Consider the following 19,840-nt stretch of genomic DNA (forward strand, 5'->3'; position numbering starts at 1 on the left):
ACATCATATTTATGCGCAGTTGATTTATCATATAATTAAAACAATATGTAATATTTTTTCCCAATATCACTGGTACACGCAACACAATACCGTACAAAGGGCACTTGAATCATTTAAGCTGTTTTGTAAAACCAAAACCAATACGACACAATAGCATAAGGATGAATAAGATAAAAGTAGAGAAAGTTCTGTATTCATTGCTTCCTATAGGGGTAATGGATGATGGAACTTGTGAATCAATAATGCCCACAGCATTTTGTCGAAGAGCTACAACGATTCGTCCATAAGAATCAATAACAGCTGATATGCCATTATTGGCGGCCCGTATGAGGGGGATTCCCAGTTCAACGGCACGAAGCTGTGCTTGTTGAAGATGTTGATAGGGTCCAGGTGTTACACCAAACCATGCATCATTTGTAATATTAATAATTGCTTGAGGCGGGGAGCCTTTGAAAGTCATTTCATGGGGAAATATTGCTTCATAACAAATCAAGGGTAGATAAGAAAATCCGTTTGGCATTGTAACAATTTTGCGCACACTTGCAGCACTATATCCACCAATATTATCAGCAAGGGTACGCAATCCAATTTTTTTCAATAAACTCTGATAAGGAAGATACTCACCAAAAGGAACCAAATGAAGTTTATCGGAAGTATTTAAAATATTACCTTGAGCATTAATGACTGCAATTGTATTAAAATATTGTGTTTGGGAATGAGGTAGATCATTGCTGGCGCGTATTGCTCCAACAATAGCCCATTGTTTAGGTTTTAAAAGAGAGGCAATGCGCATTGTGATAGATGAATTATCATAGAGAAGGTAAGGAACGGAAGCTTCAGGCCATACGATAAAATCGGGTTCTGAATTTTGATCGGTTGTTGGCGTTGCACTTAGCTTCATATGTGCTTCCAACATAGATTCTCGTGTATTATCACGCAATTTTATATTTTGTTGGATGGACGGTTGAACAATGCGCACCCAATAAGCACTTTTTTGATCTTCAGTTGTGTTTTCTATAGTATGAAGACGATAAAACCCAAAACCACAGTGAATGAATATAAGTGATAAGCAAAGAGAAAGTGCCACTTTCTTTTTTTCATCCGTTAATAAAACAGTTGGCAAACTGTAGGCTAAGACAGCAAGAATATTCATTCCGTAAAGTCCTACGATTGCATCAGATTGCATGAACATTGGGGTTGGCATGGCTGTATAGCCAAGAGAATTCCATGGAAATCCTGTGAATAAAAACGCACGCAACCACTCGGATAATCCTAATGCAAAGGCTAAAACAAAAAAGCGTGCTATTCCTTTTGTCCATAATAAACCGACAATGAAACCAGAAAAAAACCAATAAAGAGAAAGGTAGAGTGGAGGGAATAAAATGGCTAATGGGACTGCCCAACCAAAAGAATCTGGATCTGTTAACAAAGCATTGCATAGCCACCAAAGGCCGCAAATAAAATAACTAAAACCAAAGGTTCCACAGCTTAAAGCGTAAGTAAAAAAATGTTTTTTATTGTTTTTGGTGGCCCGTATTGAGTCAAGTAAAACAATAAAGAGAGGGAAAGTTAAAAAGCAAAGAGGCGTTAAATAAAAGGGTGGAAGTGCAAAAGAAGTAAGAGCACCACACAGAAATATCCATGCTTGGCGCTTCCAGCCTGTAACAGAGAACAAAAAAACGATGAAATTGTTTAAAAATACTGGACTATTCTTTAGGGATGGCATTGTTCTCAAGATTCTCATTTTTGGGAATGCGAAAAATGCGCAATCGTTTAATCCGGCGTTTATCAGCTTCTAAAATACGAAATCTATAGCCAGGTACAGCTTCGACAATTTCACCTTTAGCAGGAATGCGATCAAGAATTGAGACGATCAAACCACCAATAGTATCAACTTCATCACCATATTCCCCTACGATAAAATCAGGACCAAGAGCTTTCTCCACATCTTCTAGTTCAGTTCTTGCATCAACGAGCCATTTATTATTTGGTTCACGTACGATAGCATTGTCGACATTATCATGTTCATCTTCGATATCCCCAACGACTAACTCAACAATATCTTCCATTGAAACGAGACCATCTGTTCCTCCATGTTCATCAATAACTAAAGCCATTTGAGTTCGTGTAGTTTGCATCCGTGTTAATAATTTGCTTGCAAGCATAGAACTGGGAACAAAGAGAACTGTTCGGATCAAATCCAATTCACCGATTGGAGTATGCAAGTCTGTATGGTTTAATTGAAGCAAATCAGATTTTTGTTCGGTTTTTGTTGGGTTGATAATAAAGCGAGTGATGTAGTTAAGAATATCGCGGATATGGATCATGCCGCGCGGATCATCTAAAGTTTCAGCATAAACGGGGATACGAGAATGACCAATTTTTGCAAAACATTTAAGGGTTTCTCCAAGAGAGGTGTTTATTTCTAATGCTTCGATTTCAGAACGAGGTATCATAACATCATCCACGCGTGCTTCACGTAAGCGTAAAATGTTATGCAGCATAGTACGTTCTTCAGGTGAGAAGAGGGCGGTATCTTTTTCATTGTTAGTCGTGAGTGCAACGGTAAGATCATCGCGCAGTGACGTAGATGCACAATTACGACCCCGTAAGAATGAAAATAAATGATTCATCAGGGAATATTTCTCTGTATGATTCGTCTGTTGAGAGGGGTCTTTTTCATTATTAGAAGATGCTTGACTATTATTTTGTGCATTTATTTTGTTTGCCATGGTTTTGAAATCTTTTAGACTTTCTTTTTTATAATAGATAAATAAGAGGCTTTAAATGGTATGCTGGTAATATTGATTTTAAAAGTTAAATTTTATCATTGATAGACAATTATGCGTAAGGATCTTTTATGGAAAGCTTTTGAAGAATTTCTCTTTCGAGCTTTTCCATTTTATATGCTTCATCATCAGTTTCATGGTCATAACCAAGCAGATGCAAGATACCATGAACAATCATATGTGTTAAATGGTCTTGAAATGTTTTTCCTTCTTTCTCTGCTTCGAAAACAACAGTTTCTCGGGCAATAATAATATCACCGAGTATGGGACCAGGTCGATTTCCAGCTTTAAGTGGAAAAGCAGGAAAGGATAATACATTAGTAGATTTGTTTTTGTTGCGCCATTGTGCATTGATTTGTGCCATATGTTCATCATCCGTAAAAAGCAGGCTAATCTCGCTTACAACATTTGCCAATGAAACATGATGCATAGTTGCCATTAATGCTTTTTCAGTGATATTATAAAGCATTTTCTCATCATTCCACCCTGCGCTTTTAATCATTATATCAATAATAATCATGATGAATCAAATTCATTTTTTAATGCATCGCATGCGAATGATTTTTTTTTATTTTGTATTTCGGAATCACGATCATAAGCACGAACGATAGCAGCAACAAGTGGGTGGCGTACAACATCTTTTTCATCAAAATGCACAATTGCAATATTTTCTACATTTGAAAGAATGCGAATTGCTTCAATGAGACCTGATTTTTGCCCTGTAGGCAAATCAATTTGGCTTACGTCACCGGTAACAATCATACGTGTTCCTTCTCCAAGACGTGTGAGGAACATTTTCATTTGCATGGGCGTAGTATTTTGTGCCTCATCAAGAATAACAGCAGCATGGGCAAGTGTTCGTCCGCGCATAAAGGCGAGAGGAGCAATTTCTATGACACCAGAGGCTAAAATGCGTTCTATTTTTTCAGCGGGCATCATATCATAAAGAGCATCATAAAGTGGTCGTAAATATGGGTCGACTTTTTCTTTGAGATCACCGGGAAGAAAACCAAGATGTTCTCCAGCTTCAACAGCCGGACGTGAGAGAATAATTCGCTCAATGATACCACGTTCTAGAAGCATTGCAGCATGAGCAACAGCAAGATACGTTTTTCCTGTTCCTGCTGGTCCTACACCAAACACAAGTTCAGTATGCTCCATAGCACTTATGTAAGCGTCTTGTGTTGGAGTTCTTGCATGAATTATTTTTTTATGGGTACTCAACCGAGCTGCTATACGTTTCGTTGCAGATTTGTGTGTTATTGTGTCTTCTTTCTGCTTCTTTGGTATATTTGCCATAGCAATCGCTCCTTTTATATCTGATAAAGTGAGCTCTTGATGTGTTTTGGCACGTTCATAAAGCTGCTGCAATGCATATTGCGCACGTTTTATAACAGAAATATTTCCACGGATTAAGACTTCATTACCACGCGGATGAATACTAAGTTCGAGTTTTTTTTCGATATAAGCGAGATTTTCGTCAAATTTACCAAAAACTGCTTTTGCATATTTATTATTTTCGAAAATCAAAACAACTTGGCTCACATCTGAAGCGCTTGTTTGTTTCAAGGTATCAGCCTTTTCAAGGGACATATTTACTTTTTCTTTAATACGCTTTATTTTTTCGGTTGAAGCTTTCAGCCTATTCTCCATATTTACATAAATATTGCACATTTTGTTAAGTAAACTTTATAAAAGACAATTTTTACAAAAAGTGCACGCTTTAGATGTAATCATTTGCTTTTAAAATAAAAGAGTTTTCCAAAATATTTATTTTTGAACAAGGTATTAGAGGCATGCTTATCTATTTGTCACTTCACCAACAAAACTGTTTGAGCTTGCATTTTTAATATGAATTTCTATCACGCTACCTGTAGAGGCTTCTGTATCGACAACAACAGGTAAAAGCCAAGGGGAACGCCCTACCATTTGCCCTGAGTGACGTCCAGGTTTTTCGATGAGAACGTTCGTTTTTTGATCAATTTTAGAACGCAAAAACGCATTTTGTTGCTCAAGGAGAAGGGCTTGTAAATGTTGAAGTCGGGCATCTTTTACAGATTCATCAACATGATTTTTCATTGTGGCTCCCACTGTTCCAGGACGGGGGGAATATTTAAAAGAATAAGCTGAACTGTACTGTACTTGTTGAATAAGTTTAATGGTTTCTTCAAAGTCTTCATCTGTTTCTCCTGGAAACCCTACAATAAAATCGCCTGAAAAGGCGATATCTGGCCGTGCGGTTCGAATTTTTTCGATAAGATGAAGATAATGAGAGCTTTTGTGTTGTCGGTTCATGGCTTTTAAGATGCGATCTGAACCTGATTGAACAGGAAGATGGAGGTAAGGCATTAACATATCAAGATCTCGATGCGCGGCAATAAGGCTATCATCCATATCACGTGGGTGGCTGGTTGTGTAACGCAAACGCTTTAAACCATCGAGTTTTGCGAGATGATAAAGAAGATCGCCAAGACGCCAAGTTTTGCCATCAGCACTTTGTCCATGCCAACCATTGACATTTTGTCCAAGCAGCGTAATTTCTTTGACACCCGCTTCGATGAGTTGAAGGGCTTCCTCGGTAATTTGCTCGACAGACCGTGATATTTCAGCACCGCGTGTGTAAGGAACAACACAAAAAGTGCAAAATTTATCGCAACCTTCCTGTACTGTTAAAAATGCGCTAACACCTCGTTTTCTTACTGCATGTTTATTATGGGGCGGCAAATGAGCAAATTTATCTTCAACAGCATAGTCTGTTTCGATAATTTTTTTCCCTTGTTTGGCTTTTTCTAACAATTCTGGCAAGCGATGATACATTTGCGGACCAATAACAAGATCCACTGTTGGAGCACGGCGCAAGATTTCACTTCCCTCAGCTTGTGCAACACAACCTGTTACACCAACCATCAGGGGTTTATCAGGTGTGCGCTCTTGACGCATAACGCGCAAACGACCAAGATCAGAATAAAGTTTTTCTGCTGCTTTTTCACGAATATGACAGGTATTAACAAGAATAAGATCGGCATCATTGGGAATTTGTGTTGTCACATAGCCTTGCGAACTGAGGCTATCAGTCATCCGTTGGCTATCATAAACGTTCATTTGACATCCATAGGTTTTGATAAAAACCTTTTTAGGAGCAACAGGAGGCGTATTTTTAGGATTTACTTTATTCATAGCGCATGTGTAAATGTTTTTTACACAAATCTCAATCTATTTGCTTAAAAGTTTTTTGCATGATAATTGCATCACCACGACCATTTTTTGACACGTAGTAGGCAAGACGTTCAGAAATTTTTTGAAATTCAAAGCGTTGATAAAGGTTCAAAGCAGAAAGATTTGTGGCTTCTACTTCCAAGAATAATTTTATAGCGCCCTTGTCGTGAAGATGGTGAACTGTACGATCGATAAGAAAGGTACCAATTCCTTTTTGACGATAATGAGGATGAACAGCAATTGTGATGATTTCTGCTTCATCAAGGATGAGACGGCATAGGCAAAAGCCTAAAATTTGATCAGAGTGATCAATGAGAAAAGCTTTGTATCCGAAGATAGAGTGATCTGTTAAGAAATTATCAAAAGCTTGTTTTTCCCAAGAAGGGGTAAAACAATGCTGATGAATTTGATGAAGAGAAGCACTATCATTAACTTGTAGCGGAGCAATTCCAAAATTCTTTTTTGTCAATGAAAATTTGGGCATTATTTTTTTTGTGGTAAAGAAAAATTGGTTTGTTGTTTTGCATCAGCGCTGCGTAGATAGAGTGGGCGAGGTGAATTTTTTGATTGTTTGTTTGCAGCAAGATAAGCATAGTTTACAATATCGGCCGCTTCGCAGGGGATTTTTTCTAGGACAATTTTTTCGTGTATTTTATGGTTTTTAATATGCTCCACAACGACATCAGCAGCTGGGCCAGTCAGTCGGGTTTTTTTTGGCAAATCTTCGAGGATATTTTCAATTGTTTTTAATCCCGGCTCTCCCAAAGGTGTGAGATCATTATGAAAATTTTGATGGTAGAACATCCCTCTCCCTGCTTCAATGACAACAGTAATTGCCGATGCTGTACTTTTATTGTTTATAACTTGTGCTGCTAACGCTTCAAGAGCACTCACTCCAACAGCTGGTATTTCAAGTGCTAATGCCAAAGCGCGCGCTGTTGCAACACCGACACGTACACCAGTAAATGATCCAGGTCCAATATTGACAGCAATACGCTCAACTTGATCAAGCGTCATATTGGCTTGTTTCATTATTTGTGTAATCTGCCCAATAATTTTTTCGGCATGTCCTTTGTTCATGCGTTCATTGATACGCGCAATAACAGATTTATGACGAATAAGCGCAACAGCACAATAAATTGAAGCAGTATCTATAGCAAGGATAAGCATAAAAATATTTTAGTTGAATAAAACGATAAATAAAAGTCCTGCTGTATTTTTAATCTTTTCATTATCGTATATTTCATTTGTAAGAAAGTTACTAGTGCCAATAAGCAACAATATCTTTTTATGGGATAGAACGAGATGTTGATTTAATCCTTATTTTTATCACTTTTTGAATGAGTACCTTGAGTATTGTAAGATTCTCTTATTTTAAGTCTACTTATGGTGAAACAATTAAAGTTATTAGCTTGTATATTACAAGCGGAGTTAGCGTATGAATCAAAACTGTTGAAGAAAAGAATAAAAACTCCTTCACGAATCGTTTAAATGTAAGGGTTGTCACAACTTGTAAGCTATCAAATAGTACTTTGATGCCACTTGTATTACATAGTAAGTAAAAGTAATTTAAAAGAGGAAAAGTTATGACCCCACATTTTTTCCAAATAAGAACATATTCTATCCGTCTTTATATAAAAAACTCAGTGTAATGAGAGCAGATGAAAGAAATGGCATTGTTTTGCATGAGTTACGTATTTTGATACTACCCTGTTGCAAATCATTATGGACTGAAAAGCACATTTGACAGTTTTCACTTAAATATCAGCTCTTTCAATTTTTTGTATAGAATAATGAGCAGTATTTTAGAACTTTTTCTGGTTTATGAAAGAACTGATTTTAATAATAATGAGGACTTTGGGTTGATTGTATACTACGTTGAAAAAATAATAATCAATGCACATTTAAAATGTTATATGATTTAAATCATTCAATTGTATCATAAGAAGGCTACAAATACCGAGAATAATGATGGAGCAGGTTGAAGCCAAAATGACGCGCCATCCTGCTTTTTTTAGTGATCGGATATCAACACCTAATCCTAGTGCAGCCATTGAGATAACAGTAAACAACTGGGCAATAAATTTGATGGGATTGATAGCCTTTTCAGGGATAAGACCACTTGAGCGAACAAGCATCATGATAATAAAGCCAATGATAAACCATGGGACGAGGGTATGTAAACGCAAGCGTGTTTCTGCTGATCGGCGATAAATGATTGATAGAGTAAAAATAACAGGGCCTAACATGAGAACCCGTACTAATTTGACAATTGTTGCAATTTGAACACTTAGAAAAGAGATAGGTGCTGTTGCTGCTAAAACCTGTGGTACAGCATACACAACCATGCCAGCAAGCACACCATATTGGCTAAATGACAAATTCAGAGATGGATGTAAAAAGGGTAGAAATAAAATAATAAGAATTCCTAAAAGAGCAGTGAAGGCAATTGATGCGGCTACATCGTCATGTTTTGCTTTTATAACAGGTGCAACGGCGACAATAGCTGAATTGCCACAAATAGCATTCCCACAAGCGACCAGCATTGCCAAATGTGTAGAAAGCCCGAAAAGTCGGCCGATGGCAAAGCTCAGGATAATTGTTACGAATATCACGAATATGATACTAGCAAGCAAATTCCAACCAGCTGAAAGGACTGCGTTAATGCTAATGCTTGCTCCTAGAAGAACGATAGCAATTTCGAGAAGTGTTTTTGCACAAAAGGTGATACCTTTTTGAAAATATGTTGGCAAAGAAAAACAACTACGGATAATTGATCCTAGAAGAATTGCCAAAACAAGGCTTTCAAGCCACGCTTCCGTGAAAAGCTGTTTTTCTACAACTTCTAAGCCATAAGCTAAGGCTGATATGAGTAAACATACTAAAACACCAGGACCAAAGTCGTTTAAAAGTGAGAGATTTTTCTTTATCATTTTAATATTCCCCCGTCATTAAAGAGCTAAAGGTTAAGAAGAAAAAGCTTTAAAGATTTGTTCTTGCTTGTACAGCTGCTGCTAAAGTTCCGTCATCAAGATAATCAAGCTCGCCTCCTACAGGGACACCATGAGCAAGTCGCGTAATTTTAACTGGAAAATTGGAAAGCTGATCGGTGATATAGTGAGCAGTTGTTTGACCTTCGACAGTCGCATTGACAGCAAGAATAATTTCCGTAATAGGGTTTTGTACAACACGCTGTATTAAGGTGGCAATGTTGAGTTCGTCAGGACCTATTCCATCTAAGGGGGAGAGTCGTCCACCCAACACATGATAACGTGCGGCTAAAGTTTTTGCGCGCTCAAGGGCCCACAGATCAGCAATATCCTCAACAACGATGATTGTTGTATCATCGCGGCGCAAATCTGTACAAATTGAACAAGGATCAATGGTATCGACATTTCCACAAACAGAACAAATACCGACTTTTTCGATAGCTGCTTGTATAGCCGCTCCCAAAGGCTCCAGCAATGTCTCCTTTTTTTTGATAAGATGAAGCGCAGCACGACGTGCTGAACGTGGACCAAGACCTGGTAACCGTGATAAAATCTGAATGAGACGTTCAATCTCAGGTCCTGCAATGTATTTAGACATATTTTTGTCTCACGGGAAAAAACCGTTTCATTAAAATGGAAGTTTGAAACCTGATGGGAGTGGTAGCCCTGCGGTCATACTTTTGGTTTTTTCTTCTATTGCAACTTCAATTTTTGTTCTTGCTTCATTATAAGCTGCCATAATGAGATCTTCAAGAATTTCACCTTCCTCAGGTTTGAGTAATGAAGGATCAATTTGAATTGCTGTTATAATATTTTTGCCATTTAAAGTGATATTGACGAGACCACCCCCTGCAGTGCCCACAGCTTGCAGATTAGCTATTTCCTCCTGAATCTTCTGCATTTTTTCTTGCATTTCTTTGGCTTTTTTCATCATGCTCATCATTTCACGCATAGGAATAGGTATCCTTATTCATCATTGATATCATTTTTATTTTTAAAAATATCAGCATTTTTAAAGGTATTGGAGAGTAAATCAAGATCATTTTCTTCTTTATTGAGTCGAATATCGACAATTTTTGCTTCTGGGAAATGATTGAGGATTTTCGCAATATCAGGATCTGTTTCTGCATTGGAAAAAAGAGTCTTTTGAATCGCTATACTTTCCTCCTGTAAGGTTGGGCCACCTCCTTCATTAACAAAAGTTATTGTCCAGCGTTTTTCAGTCCATTGAGATATCTTTTTTTCTATATCATGAGCAAGAAATTGTGGGGTATTTTCAGAAAGTCTCAAGGTAATATGCCCAGCTTCAAAAGAAACAGGATGAACAAATTCTTTAACAAGGAGTTTGAAAGGAACGTCATTATGCTGTTCGGCTAATTGAACAATATCGTGCAAAGAATTAATCACGAGAGTTTTAGGTTCAGTAATCTTTTCTGTTGTTTGCGTGACAGAATGCGATAAATTTGCAATCTTTTCAGAAAGATCAGTAGATTGAGAAGTTTCTAGAATTTCTGTTACTTCTTGGGCGCTGATTTTGTCATGGTTTTGATTTTTAACTAAATTTTCTGGTTGTAAGGAATGATCTAATTGGTTTTTCAAAGATGTTTTTAAATCTGATTGATCGGCTAATGTATTTGAAATGCTCGAGGAAGCATGGGCTCCGACCATTGTTTCTTTTGTTATATTATTTGCATTTGTAGATTCTTGATGAGAAGAGTTTTTAACCAGTGTGAGAGGCGTTTTTTCTTGCGTAAGCTTTTTTAAAGCCTCATCAAGAGTTGGTAAGTCAGCCGTGTGAGCAAGACGAATTAAAAGCATTTCAGCGGCTTGAAGAGGACGTGCAGTTTGATTAACTTCCTGTAAACCTTTGAGTAACATTTGCCAGTTTCGGGATAAAATAGGAACGGAAAGTTTTTTTGAAAAGTCTAAACTTCTTAAACGTTGTTCTTCAGTCAGAGAGAAATCTTCCACTATTTCTGGTGTAAAACGTAAACGTGTGACCAGATGATTAAAATCGGCTAGTTCTGTCAATATAGTAAGAGGATCAGCACCTGCTTCATATTGACTGCGTAATTCATGTAACGCATTGACAACATCGCCCTTCATGATAAATTCAAAAAGATCAATAATACGTGCTTGATCCGCTAATCCTAACATTGTACGCACCGCAATAGCATTAACATTGCCATTGCTATGGGCGATTGCTTGATCAAAAATGGATAATGCATCACGTGCAGATCCTTCTGCAGCACGGGCAATCATAGAGAGTGCTTGATCTTCTACTTCTACCTTTTCATATTTCGCAATTTGACGCAAATGTGCACTCAAAGCTTTTGAGTCAATACGTCGTAAATCAAAACGTTGGCAACGCGAAAGAATTGTAATAGGAACTTTGCGAATTTCTGTTGTGGCAAAAATAAATTTCACATGGGAAGGTGGTTCTTCAAGAGTTTTCAATAAACCATTAAAGGCTTGTGTTGAGAGCATATGTACTTCATCGATAATATAAACCTTATAGCGTGCAGAAACAGGACGATAGCGTATTTGTTCAATAATTTCACGAATATCATCAATGCCCGTATGAGAAGCGGCATCCATTTCTATAACATCAATATGGCGTCCTTCGATAATTTGTGTGCAATGTTCACCAAGAGAGTCCAATACAGTTGTTGGTTGATCAATATCTTTTGTTTTATAATTAAGCGCACGTGCCAAAATACGTGCTGTTGTGGTTTTACCTACGCCACGAATCCCTGTTAACATCCACGCTTGTGCAATACGACCTTTTTCAAAGGCGTTGGTGAGAGTACGCACCATAGCTTCCTGACCAATGAGGTCAGAGAAGTTTTGGGGTCGATATTTACGAGCAAGAACACGATAGGCTGTTTCTACCGGTAAATTTTCCATGAGTATTTCCAACTTCGAAGTTCTTTATGCGTACATTTTGATAATACAAAAGCATAGATCAATACTGTAGTCTCATATAAAAGGATTTTTTCTTAATCAAATTATTTATGGGACAATTTGTTTAAAAATAACAAAACCCCTTTATTTGCTGCATACAAATGCTGCTCTGAAGATTAAAAATACCTCGCTAAAAGACAGCATAAAAAATAATTTCTTCAGCAAAATAGGAGGTTGGAACGATGACCCGTACCAGAACTCGTTGGGGCTGCTTCTTTCCAGACCTGACCCAGTTGGCGAGTAGTCCGTCCACCACCAACCTCCCAAGCTCATATTGTCGATTTGGAATGAAAAATCAAGATCAGAAACGAAAAATATCCTAAGAACGACGAAGAATTTTCCTTTGCGTTTAATTTATTGACATATAAACAACAAAGAGATTGTGGATTTACCAGTTTTTATAGCAGTAGCTCTTCATATTTATTTGGTATGAAAATATTTTTTCGCTTAAGATAGTCTGAATGTATAATTATTCTCATTCGCTGAAACATGTAAGAGTTTTAGGATAGACACGTCTGTTCTAAAACTACGAAATTGAATCATCAAAAATTTACAACAGTCAAAGAAGCAAATAAAGCAGATAGATCATGTAATTGGCTAACATTCGAAAGTCAGGGGGAAGAGTGCTATTTAAATAATTATAAAATATTGCTTTAATGGTGTTGCTCCTCTATACAAAAAATCCCAAACAGAATACATTTAATGTTGTACATTCACAGGCTTTTTAAAGAGCGATTGCTCAATACTCTTAACTATATTTCAAACTCTACTCGTAAATAGTATACATACTCTCCTTGAGATATAAGTCCATTGTGCACTATCCTTTTTATGCTTAATAAAAGTATAAATTTTAGCCCTCATACTACTTAACAACTCCCAATGTTGCGATCCCTTGCACTTGAAAGGCTTTATAAGAAGCATTTTTATTCCTTTTTTAATCGTTTTTACTCACACACCACTCTCATTTGTAACTTTCAAGGAAACGATTTTAATGGATTCAATATGAGATTTAAGATGGGAGGATCTTACTTTATTTGTGGTTGTAATTCAGTGTAAGAAAATCAAAGTCTTATAATGATAAGTCAATATATTAAATATCTTATAAGAGAACCACCTCATTTCTATAGTGAATGAGAATATCAAATATGTAATATTTTTTCTTTTAACGTATATAAATACTGAGTAGATGTTATCGCTCTTTTTTTGCGTGCTTGTTCTTTTAATTAAAAAACATTGATGTTTATCACAAGATGGATCAATATATGAATTTTCATTATTTGAGAAAAGGTTTCATATATTTTTAAGGGACTGTACTCATGCAAGAGAAGATGCAACATTAAACGCTATAGAAATAAGGGGGTACTGATTTTATAAGCATAAAAATGGTTCTTATTCGATATAAGCGACATTTTATAGTTTCAAATAATTATATCCTTTAATAAGGAGGGAAAAGCGAGATGAATTTTTACAAAAGCTGAATGAGTATGATTTAAAATGCAGCGAGGAATGCATCTGTAGAGCAAATTTTACTTTTCTGTTTATCTAAGTGATTTGGGTACGATGTGCTTTATAGTACTTAAAATAAAGCAGTTGCAAAGATAGAAGTTATATTCTTATTAAAAAAATAGCTCTGATAGTAGAAAATACAGAACAATTTAAGTTTAGTCATTTAGTTTTCGCAAAAGTTCTTTAATATCTAACCTTATAAGCAGCTTAAGGTTTGCCATATTAGGATAAAAATAAGCTTTTCAGCGATTAGTTTTAATGGCTCATTATGCCCTATTTTGAAAAAAATACCTAAAAAAAGAATAACTCTACTCAAATTTAGATGTTATAGAAATATTGTTAATCATAATCTCCTGTGTCACAATTTGTTCCAACAACTTTTTTCTTCGTAATATTTTTAAAAATATAATGTCCTGACGAAGGAAAACTTATATGAAGAGATTTTATATTTTTTAGGATAAAGATCTTCTTTTCTTTATCATGGGTTATTTTCTTTTCATCATCAACAGCAATTCTCAATTTGTTTAAATCAGAAGGGGTAGAGTATGATAAAGTAAAGGATACTTTCTTCGGTTCAAAGATACTACAAGAGTATTCAGCTCCTTGATGGATTGTATCGGATGGGATGATCACAACACTTTCATCCAGCCCAAAATTCCATTTTCTCTCACCAAAGCCAGCAAACGCACCACTAGAGTAGGCGAGAATATTTGTGGCTAATAATCCTTGCATGAAGATTTTTTTCATTATCCTCTCCTTTTTCTAAAGTGAGGTGAATCATAAATCAATTTTTATAAAGATAAAAGCTCAAACTTAACGCTAAAATCAGGGCTAAGTTGCATTTTCTAGTTTTAAACCATGTTTAGAATGACATTAATCTAAGAGATTTGAATGCTCTATTATGTATAATAATTTGAATTGTTTTGAGAGCTAATTTAGAAGTTCGTTATCTTTATTGGAATATTGTCAGAGGAAATGACTTTTCTCAAGAAGCTCTCTTTGAATATATAAAAGGAAATAGATGGTACAAGCGTTTTTATTTTTGGTTACTGTGTTTTTTTACACTGGTTTTTATACAAGTTGAAGTGCTTTTTATCATGATATAATTTGTGAGAAAATATTATGCAAATAATTTATATATTCTGTTACGAGCTGTTTTTTCTTCTTCAGTTTTTATGAAGGGTGTTGAGTAGAAAAAAACGAGCTCTTTCAGGATACGTTGCATTATGAAATTTTTACGATGCTTTTTGATATCAACAAAAAATGATAGCAGCTTAATTGCTTTTATATATACGATGTTCGATCGTTTTGTGCTGGATAAGTACCGATAATACGCAGTTCTGCAGAAAAGAAAGATAATTCTTCTAAGGCAAGTTTCATCATCGGGTCTTCAGGATGTCCTTCAATATCAACAAAGAACTGTGTTGCATTGAAATTTCCACCAATTTGATAGCTTTCTAATTTTGTCATATTGATACCATTCGTTGCAAATCCTCCCATAGCTTTATAGAGAGCAGCGGGGACATTGCGCACTCGAAAAAGAAGACTGGTGATGATTTTTTCGCCATTTTGAGGTTTGGGGACATGTCGTTTGGAGCGTGAAAGGATGACAAAACGGGTAATATTATGAGGGTTATCTTCAACATCTCTTTCAAGAATATCAAGTCCATAGAGTTCTGCTGCGATTAAAGGTGCTAAGGCAGCCTGTGAACGTTTAGCATTTTTTTTAATAAATTTTGCAGCTCCAGCGGTGTCAGCAGAAACAACAGGTTTCCAACCGTTGTTTCGTATGATTTTTCGGCATTGTGCAAGGGCATGCGTATGGCTGTGGACGGTTTTAATTTCGTCATGTGTAACGCCGGGCAAAACCATGAGTTGAAAATGGATAGGTAAAAAATATTCATCAATAATATAAAGAGATGACTGTGGTAAAAGATGATGAATGTCTGCAACGCGTCCCGCAAGGGTATTTTCAATAGGGATCATAGCAAGATCAGCTTTCCCGCTTTCCACTAAATTAAGGGCGTCTTCGAAAGTAGCAGAGGGAACAGCATCCATATTGGGGAACATATTGGAGCAAGCAATATGGGAATTAGCGCCGTATTCTCCTTGGAAAGAAATTTTATTGGTTTTTTTAAGTATTTTCATGCTAAAATCTCACAAACTCTATCGAGATCATGTTGTGTGTCTACACCTAAGGGAATTGTATCGACTATTTCCACATCGATACGCATATTGTTTTCTAATGCACGTAATTGTTCAAGTTTTTCACGTTTCTCAAGTGGTGAGGGTTTGAATGATACAAATTTCTCAAGTGCTTCGCGCCTATAGGCGTATATTCCAATATGGTGATAAAGAGGACCCTCTCCATAAGGTGCTTTGGCGCGCGTAAAATAAAGAGCACGAAGGCGATTTTGAGAAAGCGGTGTACCAATGATTTTGACAACATTGGGATCTCTTGTTTCATTTTCTTCAATGATTTTGGCACCCAAGGTTGCAATATCAGTAAAGCTATTTTCTAAAGGGCGTAGCGCACGAATGATTTCACGAGGCATGATTGTTGGTAAGTCACCTTGTATATTTAAAATGGCGTTGTAGCGTTGTTCAGGATCAATGCGCACTAAAGCTTCATAAATACGATCAGATCCAGACTTATGATCACCTCGTGTTATGATATATTCATGCCCATAATCTGCAACAGCTTTAGCGATATCATTATGATCTGTTGCAACGATTGTACGTCCTATTCCAGCTTTTTTGGCTTGTTCTACGACATGAACAATCATCGGTTTTCCGCCAATTTCAGCGAGAGCTTTTTGAGGAAGACGGGTTGAGCCCATACGGGCAGGAATAAGAATAATTGGTTCAAGAGCCATTGTAAGATTCCCAATGTCATCTGTGATGCATTTATGATGTTGTGTGTTATAAAGAAAAAGCTTAAACTAAAAATGGTAATAAAACCGTGAACATTTGAGTTTTTATGAATCGCTCGAGATTTATTTATTTTATTTGTGCTTGTTTATGTGTGCTGGTCGCTGTTGTGGGGATTTCCACACTCAGCAATATAATTTACGATCATCCTACATCAGTCCAATATCATCATACAGTTGCCAAGAATGATATATTTCAAGAAAAACAAAAAGCACCTGATGTTTCCCTATCACTAAATAGCCGCCTTCAACAAGGCAATTTTGAAAATGGCCGTAAAGTTTTTCGCCAATGTGCCATATGCCACACATCTGGACGCAATGAAGCAGGGCGTGTTGGTCCAGTTCTCTGGGAGATTGTTAACCGCCCTTTGGCATCAGCAGCAGGTTTTGCTTATTCACGGGCATTACGTGCTCATTCTGATCAAAAATGGGATTTTGTAACGTTAGATCGTTATTTACATTCTCCACGTGAAGCTTTTCCTGGGACCATTATGTCTTTTCGTGGAATTAAAAATGACCAAGATCGTGCCGATCTTTTGCTTTATTTACGCAGTTTATCCGATCATCCTGTTCCTTTACCAATGGATAATAATAAAGCGAATGAGCCAAATTAACTTATACCATAGATGTTAATTTTAGAAAGAAGTCTGATTTTTTTGTAATTTTAGTTTCACAGTTTTATAAAAAGAGCTCTTATTGATGTTTTGTTAGGGGGGAACGCCCCTCACGCAAAACAGAACATATTTAACATTGCATATTTACTCGCTTATTTTAAAGAGATCTTTTATAAAAATACACTCTTTACGCTGTCGTCTGTGGATTGGTTTTCAAGATTTGTGTGCTTCACTTTTTCTACATATACTTGTCTGTGAAATTATTGCTGAAGGATTATCAATTCATGAGCCGCAGCTTTCTGCTTCTGAATGCAATAATTATGTAATTAAAGCTCTCCATGAGGTTTATCTCAATCCTTCTATACACATCAATCCCTATGTACTTTTACATCAAGTCCCATGTATTTTTCTTATGAACAGAGACAATTGATTGTTCTTATACGTGCAATAATCCTAAGCTGCATTTTATGATGCTCGATGAATAGACGTTTTCTCTTGAGGTTAGAGATGTACGGACAGATCATTGACCTTTTATAGTATCGATCACTAAAATATGACTTAAATTATTTATTTATAGGTTATGGTTTGAAGTAAGCACTTTCATGTGAAACAATTTTTATGTGTGAATAGTAAAATAGTTGAATAGAGTTCTGCTGATTGTATTTTTATCTACGTCGAAAATTTTTTACACAAGAATACTGATAGCAGCTGCGTTCCCACGAGTCTCTGTCCATTTATAGACGATGACATGAAATTATGCTGATAATCCATTATAGAGAATTATTTTTTCACAAAAGGTTTGCCATATTTGTGATAAATTTAATAGGTTTCATTGGTTACAATGTTTCGATGACTTGCGATAAAATTAATTAGTATTTCAATACATATTGCGAGAGTGCTAAAAATTAGTGGAAGAGAGGACATAATCATGATTCTCCAAGCTTCTTAATAACTATGGTATTTTCTTTATAATTTGAGCGTTTATAAGTAATAATATTAAATTGCGCTAATAATCCATTATAGAGAAGAATCTTTCCTACTAATGGCTCTCCGATGTTTGTGATCATTTTAATAACTTCCATTGCTTGTAGGGTCCCAATAACGCCAGGTAAAACACCGATGATTCCAGTTTCAGCGCATGTTGGGATAGTCCCGTGAGCTGGAGGGGTGGGAAATAAATCGCGATAGTGAGGATTATTGTCTTTATACGGCATAAGGACCGTTAATGAGCCATTAAAACGTTCTACAGCACCGCTTATTAGAGGTTTTTTGCATTGGGCAGCGTGATCAGCGAGAAGATAGCGTGTGGTAAAATTATCACTTCCATCAACAATGATGTGGTAAGCATTGAGCAGTTTATCCACATTACTTTTATCTAAGCGTAGGGTGTGTTTTTTAACTACAACATGGGGATTTATTGCTTTTATAGTGGTTTCAGCACTGTCTGTTTTGCTTTTGTTGATTGCATTTGTTTTATGAATAACTTGGCGTTGTAAATTGGAAAGTGAAACGATGTCGTTATCGACAATTCCAAGGGTTCCAACACCTGCGGCAGCCAAATAGGTTAAGACAGGAGCACCAAGACCACCCGCGCCTACAACAAGAACACGTGCTGTTTTTAGCTTTTGTTGCCCTGCACCACCAATCTCAGGCAAAATGATGTGGCGTGCATAGCGTTCGATTTCTTTGTTGTTTAATTTTATATCTGTTTCTTGTGTCATAAATTTTCTCTTGTCATAGTTCTTTTATTGTTTACTAAGTTTATGATGCATAGACCAGTCTGCTTTTAGGATAGAGAGGATTTATTTATGAAAATTGCCATTCAGATGGATCATATTTCAACAGTTCGGATTCAAGGAGATACGACATTTGCACTCGCTTTAGCAGCCCAAGAACGTGGACACTCTCTCTTCCATTATACACCAGATCGTTTATCTCTATACGATGGTTGTGTGATTGCACGACTAGAGCCATTGATTGTACATGATAAAGAGGGAAGCCACTATCGATTAGAAAAGCCTGTTCGTACGGAATTAACAGATATGGATGTGGTTCTTTTACGCCAAGATCCACCTTTTAATCTCAATTATATCACAACAACTCATTTGTTAGAGCGTATTCATCCTAAAACACTCGTTGTGAATGATCCTGCATGGGTACGCAACAGTCCAGAAAAAATTTTTGTTACTGAATTTTCTGATCTGATGCCAGAAACATTAATTACCAAAGATATTGAAGAAATAACAGCTTTTAGAGAGACATTTGGCGATATTATTGTTAAACCACTTTATGGGAATGGGGGCGCTGGTATTTTTTATTTAAGACAAGATGATCGCAATTTAGCATCATTGTTAGAAATGTTTGCAGAAATTTATCACGAACCTTTTATTGTTCAGCGCTATTTAGAGGCAGTACGAAAAGGAGATAAAAGGATTATTTTGCTTGATGGTACACCTGTTGGAGCTATTAATCGAATTCCGACAGAAACAGATGTGCGCTCTAATATGCATGTTGGAGGTCGCGCGGAAAATGTGGAGTTAACAAAACGTGATTATGAAATTTGTGAACGCATTGGTCCAGCCTTAAAGGAACGCGGTCTTCTTTTTGTGGGGATTGATGTGATCGGAGATTATATAACAGAAATTAATGTGACGTCTCCTACGGGAATTCGTGAAATTAAACGCTTCTGCGGTACGGATGTTGCTCATTTGTTTTGGGATGTTATTGAGTTCAAGCGTTCAAATGAATTTATTTGACAGAGGACAAAAACATGGTTTTAAAAAAATGATCCATGTTGTTTTTTATATTTGTTATGTTGCAAATGTGAACTA

At 36.5% G+C, this 19,840-nt stretch carries 17 protein-coding genes and 1 other RNA gene; 2 read left to right on the forward strand and 16 right to left on the reverse strand.

What is annotated here, in order from left to right; all coding sequences use genetic code 11:
* Positions 1 to 109: 109 nt before the first annotated feature.
* The 15 genes from lnt to ACFIMI_RS04605 form a co-directional block, all read right to left on the reverse strand.
* Positions 110 to 1,744, reverse strand: coding sequence for an apolipoprotein N-acyltransferase (lnt, locus tag ACFIMI_RS04535; protein WP_375671922.1), 1,635 nt, complete (start codon positions 1,742 to 1,744; stop codon positions 110 to 112).
* The gene (locus ACFIMI_RS04540; protein WP_375613314.1) at positions 1,707 to 2,732 is read right to left on the reverse strand and encodes a hemolysin family protein; all 1,026 of its coding nucleotides are present in this window, start codon (positions 2,730 to 2,732) and stop codon (positions 1,707 to 1,709) included. The genes lnt and ACFIMI_RS04540 overlap by 38 nt, the downstream gene beginning before the upstream one ends.
* Before the next feature lie 109 nt (positions 2,733 to 2,841).
* Positions 2,842 to 3,309, reverse strand: a complete 468-nt coding sequence (gene ybeY, locus ACFIMI_RS04545; RefSeq protein WP_375611807.1) for an rRNA maturation RNase YbeY — start codon at positions 3,307 to 3,309, stop codon at positions 2,842 to 2,844.
* Positions 3,306 to 4,430 carry a PhoH family protein gene (locus tag ACFIMI_RS04550; protein WP_375613339.1) on the reverse strand — a complete coding sequence of 375 codons (1,125 nt, stop codon included), beginning with the start codon at positions 4,428 to 4,430 and terminating at the stop codon, positions 3,306 to 3,308. Before ACFIMI_RS04550 ends, ybeY begins: the two co-directional genes overlap by 4 nt.
* Positions 4,431 to 4,589: 159 nt before the next feature.
* Entirely contained in the window at positions 4,590 to 5,966 is a 1,377-nt protein-coding gene (miaB, locus tag ACFIMI_RS04555; protein ID WP_375611806.1) for a tRNA (N6-isopentenyl adenosine(37)-C2)-methylthiotransferase MiaB, read from the reverse strand.
* A gap of 31 nt (positions 5,967 to 5,997) precedes the next feature.
* The gene (gene rimI, locus ACFIMI_RS04560; RefSeq protein WP_375613316.1) at positions 5,998 to 6,489 is read right to left on the reverse strand and encodes a ribosomal protein S18-alanine N-acetyltransferase; all 492 of its coding nucleotides are present in this window, start codon (positions 6,487 to 6,489) and stop codon (positions 5,998 to 6,000) included.
* Positions 6,489 to 7,175, reverse strand: coding sequence for a tRNA (adenosine(37)-N6)-threonylcarbamoyltransferase complex dimerization subunit type 1 TsaB (tsaB, locus tag ACFIMI_RS04565; protein WP_375613317.1), 687 nt, complete (start codon positions 7,173 to 7,175; stop codon positions 6,489 to 6,491). Before tsaB ends, rimI begins: the two co-directional genes overlap by 1 nt.
* Positions 7,176 to 7,909: 734 nt before the next feature.
* A complete protein-coding gene (locus tag ACFIMI_RS04570; protein WP_375613318.1) occupies positions 7,910 to 8,938 on the reverse strand; it encodes a YeiH family protein in 1,029 nt (342 codons plus the stop codon).
* Positions 8,939 to 8,987: 49 nt separating this feature from the next.
* Positions 8,988 to 9,593 carry a recombination mediator RecR gene (recR, locus tag ACFIMI_RS04575; RefSeq protein WP_273790577.1) on the reverse strand — a complete coding sequence of 202 codons (606 nt, stop codon included), beginning with the start codon at positions 9,591 to 9,593 and terminating at the stop codon, positions 8,988 to 8,990.
* A 30-nt stretch (positions 9,594 to 9,623) separates the two neighbouring features.
* Positions 9,624 to 9,947, reverse strand: coding sequence for a YbaB/EbfC family nucleoid-associated protein (locus tag ACFIMI_RS04580; RefSeq protein WP_375611802.1), 324 nt, complete (start codon positions 9,945 to 9,947; stop codon positions 9,624 to 9,626).
* A 14-nt stretch (positions 9,948 to 9,961) separates the two neighbouring features.
* Complete coding sequence (locus tag ACFIMI_RS04585) at positions 9,962 to 11,902, reverse strand: DNA polymerase III subunit gamma/tau (protein ID WP_375692280.1); 1,941 nt, start codon at positions 11,900 to 11,902, stop codon at positions 9,962 to 9,964.
* Positions 11,903 to 12,125: 223 nt separating this feature from the next.
* Positions 12,126 to 12,223, reverse strand: an RNA gene (gene ffs / locus ACFIMI_RS04590) — signal recognition particle sRNA small type.
* 1,581 nt (positions 12,224 to 13,804) lie between these two features.
* A complete protein-coding gene (locus ACFIMI_RS04595; RefSeq protein ID WP_375668310.1) occupies positions 13,805 to 14,212 on the reverse strand; it encodes a hypothetical protein in 408 nt (135 codons plus the stop codon).
* Positions 14,213 to 14,749: 537 nt separating this feature from the next.
* A complete protein-coding gene (locus ACFIMI_RS04600; protein ID WP_273790573.1) occupies positions 14,750 to 15,613 on the reverse strand; it encodes a prephenate dehydratase in 864 nt (287 codons plus the stop codon).
* Complete coding sequence (locus tag ACFIMI_RS04605) at positions 15,610 to 16,341, reverse strand: 3-deoxy-manno-octulosonate cytidylyltransferase (protein ID WP_375632301.1); 732 nt, start codon at positions 16,339 to 16,341, stop codon at positions 15,610 to 15,612. Before ACFIMI_RS04605 ends, ACFIMI_RS04600 begins: the two co-directional genes overlap by 4 nt.
* Positions 16,342 to 16,445: 104 nt before the next feature.
* Here ACFIMI_RS04605 and ACFIMI_RS04610 point away from each other — a divergent pair, with 104 nt between their 5' ends.
* Positions 16,446 to 17,009 carry a c-type cytochrome gene (locus ACFIMI_RS04610; protein ID WP_375668309.1) on the forward strand — a complete coding sequence of 188 codons (564 nt, stop codon included), beginning with the start codon at positions 16,446 to 16,448 and terminating at the stop codon, positions 17,007 to 17,009.
* 926 nt (positions 17,010 to 17,935) lie between these two features.
* Here the strand turns inward: ACFIMI_RS04610 and ACFIMI_RS04615 are convergent.
* Entirely contained in the window at positions 17,936 to 18,730 is a 795-nt protein-coding gene (locus ACFIMI_RS04615; RefSeq protein WP_375613322.1) for a molybdopterin-synthase adenylyltransferase MoeB, read from the reverse strand.
* 87 nt (positions 18,731 to 18,817) lie between these two features.
* On the opposite strand from ACFIMI_RS04615, the gene gshB reads away from it, so the two are divergent.
* Entirely contained in the window at positions 18,818 to 19,765 is a 948-nt protein-coding gene (gshB, locus tag ACFIMI_RS04620; protein WP_375627632.1) for a glutathione synthase, read from the forward strand.
* The last annotated feature ends 75 nt before the right edge of the window (positions 19,766 to 19,840 follow it).

It is taken from the genome of Bartonella sp. AP4SXKL (assembly GCF_042195845.1).
In the GTDB taxonomy this organism is placed as follows: domain Bacteria; phylum Pseudomonadota; class Alphaproteobacteria; order Rhizobiales; family Rhizobiaceae; genus Bartonella.

What these genes read in the sequence shown, in the direction of transcription:
- lnt (WP_375671922.1), bottom strand. Translation starts at nt 1,744, where the DNA reads ATGAGAATCTTGAGAACAATGCCATCCCTAAAGAATAGTCCAGTATTT.
- ACFIMI_RS04585 (WP_375692280.1), bottom strand. Translation starts at nt 11,902, where the DNA reads ATGGAAAATTTACCGGTAGAAACAGCCTATCGTGTTCTTGCTCGTAAA.
- ACFIMI_RS04600 (WP_273790573.1), bottom strand. Translation starts at nt 15,613, where the DNA reads ATGAAAATACTTAAAAAAACCAATAAAATTTCTTTCCAAGGAGAATAC.
- ACFIMI_RS04570 (WP_375613318.1), bottom strand. Translation starts at nt 8,938, where the DNA reads ATGATAAAGAAAAATCTCTCACTTTTAAACGACTTTGGTCCTGGTGTT.
- ACFIMI_RS04595 (WP_375668310.1), bottom strand. Translation starts at nt 14,212, where the DNA reads ATGAAAAAAATCTTCATGCAAGGATTATTAGCCACAAATATTCTCGCC.
- recR (WP_273790577.1), bottom strand. Translation starts at nt 9,593, where the DNA reads ATGTCTAAATACATTGCAGGACCTGAGATTGAACGTCTCATTCAGATT.
- ACFIMI_RS04610 (WP_375668309.1), top strand. Translation starts at nt 16,446, where the DNA reads ATGAATCGCTCGAGATTTATTTATTTTATTTGTGCTTGTTTATGTGTG.
- gshB (WP_375627632.1), top strand. Translation starts at nt 18,818, where the DNA reads ATGAAAATTGCCATTCAGATGGATCATATTTCAACAGTTCGGATTCAA.
- rimI (WP_375613316.1), bottom strand. Translation starts at nt 6,489, where the DNA reads ATGCCCAAATTTTCATTGACAAAAAAGAATTTTGGAATTGCTCCGCTA.
- miaB (WP_375611806.1), bottom strand. Translation starts at nt 5,966, where the DNA reads ATGAATAAAGTAAATCCTAAAAATACGCCTCCTGTTGCTCCTAAAAAG.
- ACFIMI_RS04580 (WP_375611802.1), bottom strand. Translation starts at nt 9,947, where the DNA reads ATGCGTGAAATGATGAGCATGATGAAAAAAGCCAAAGAAATGCAAGAA.
- ACFIMI_RS04615 (WP_375613322.1), bottom strand. Translation starts at nt 18,730, where the DNA reads ATGACACAAGAAACAGATATAAAATTAAACAACAAAGAAATCGAACGC.
- tsaB (WP_375613317.1), bottom strand. Translation starts at nt 7,175, where the DNA reads ATGCTTATCCTTGCTATAGATACTGCTTCAATTTATTGTGCTGTTGCG.
- ybeY (WP_375611807.1), bottom strand. Translation starts at nt 3,309, where the DNA reads ATGATTATTATTGATATAATGATTAAAAGCGCAGGGTGGAATGATGAG.
- ACFIMI_RS04540 (WP_375613314.1), bottom strand. Translation starts at nt 2,732, where the DNA reads ATGGCAAACAAAATAAATGCACAAAATAATAGTCAAGCATCTTCTAAT.
- ACFIMI_RS04605 (WP_375632301.1), bottom strand. Translation starts at nt 16,341, where the DNA reads ATGGCTCTTGAACCAATTATTCTTATTCCTGCCCGTATGGGCTCAACC.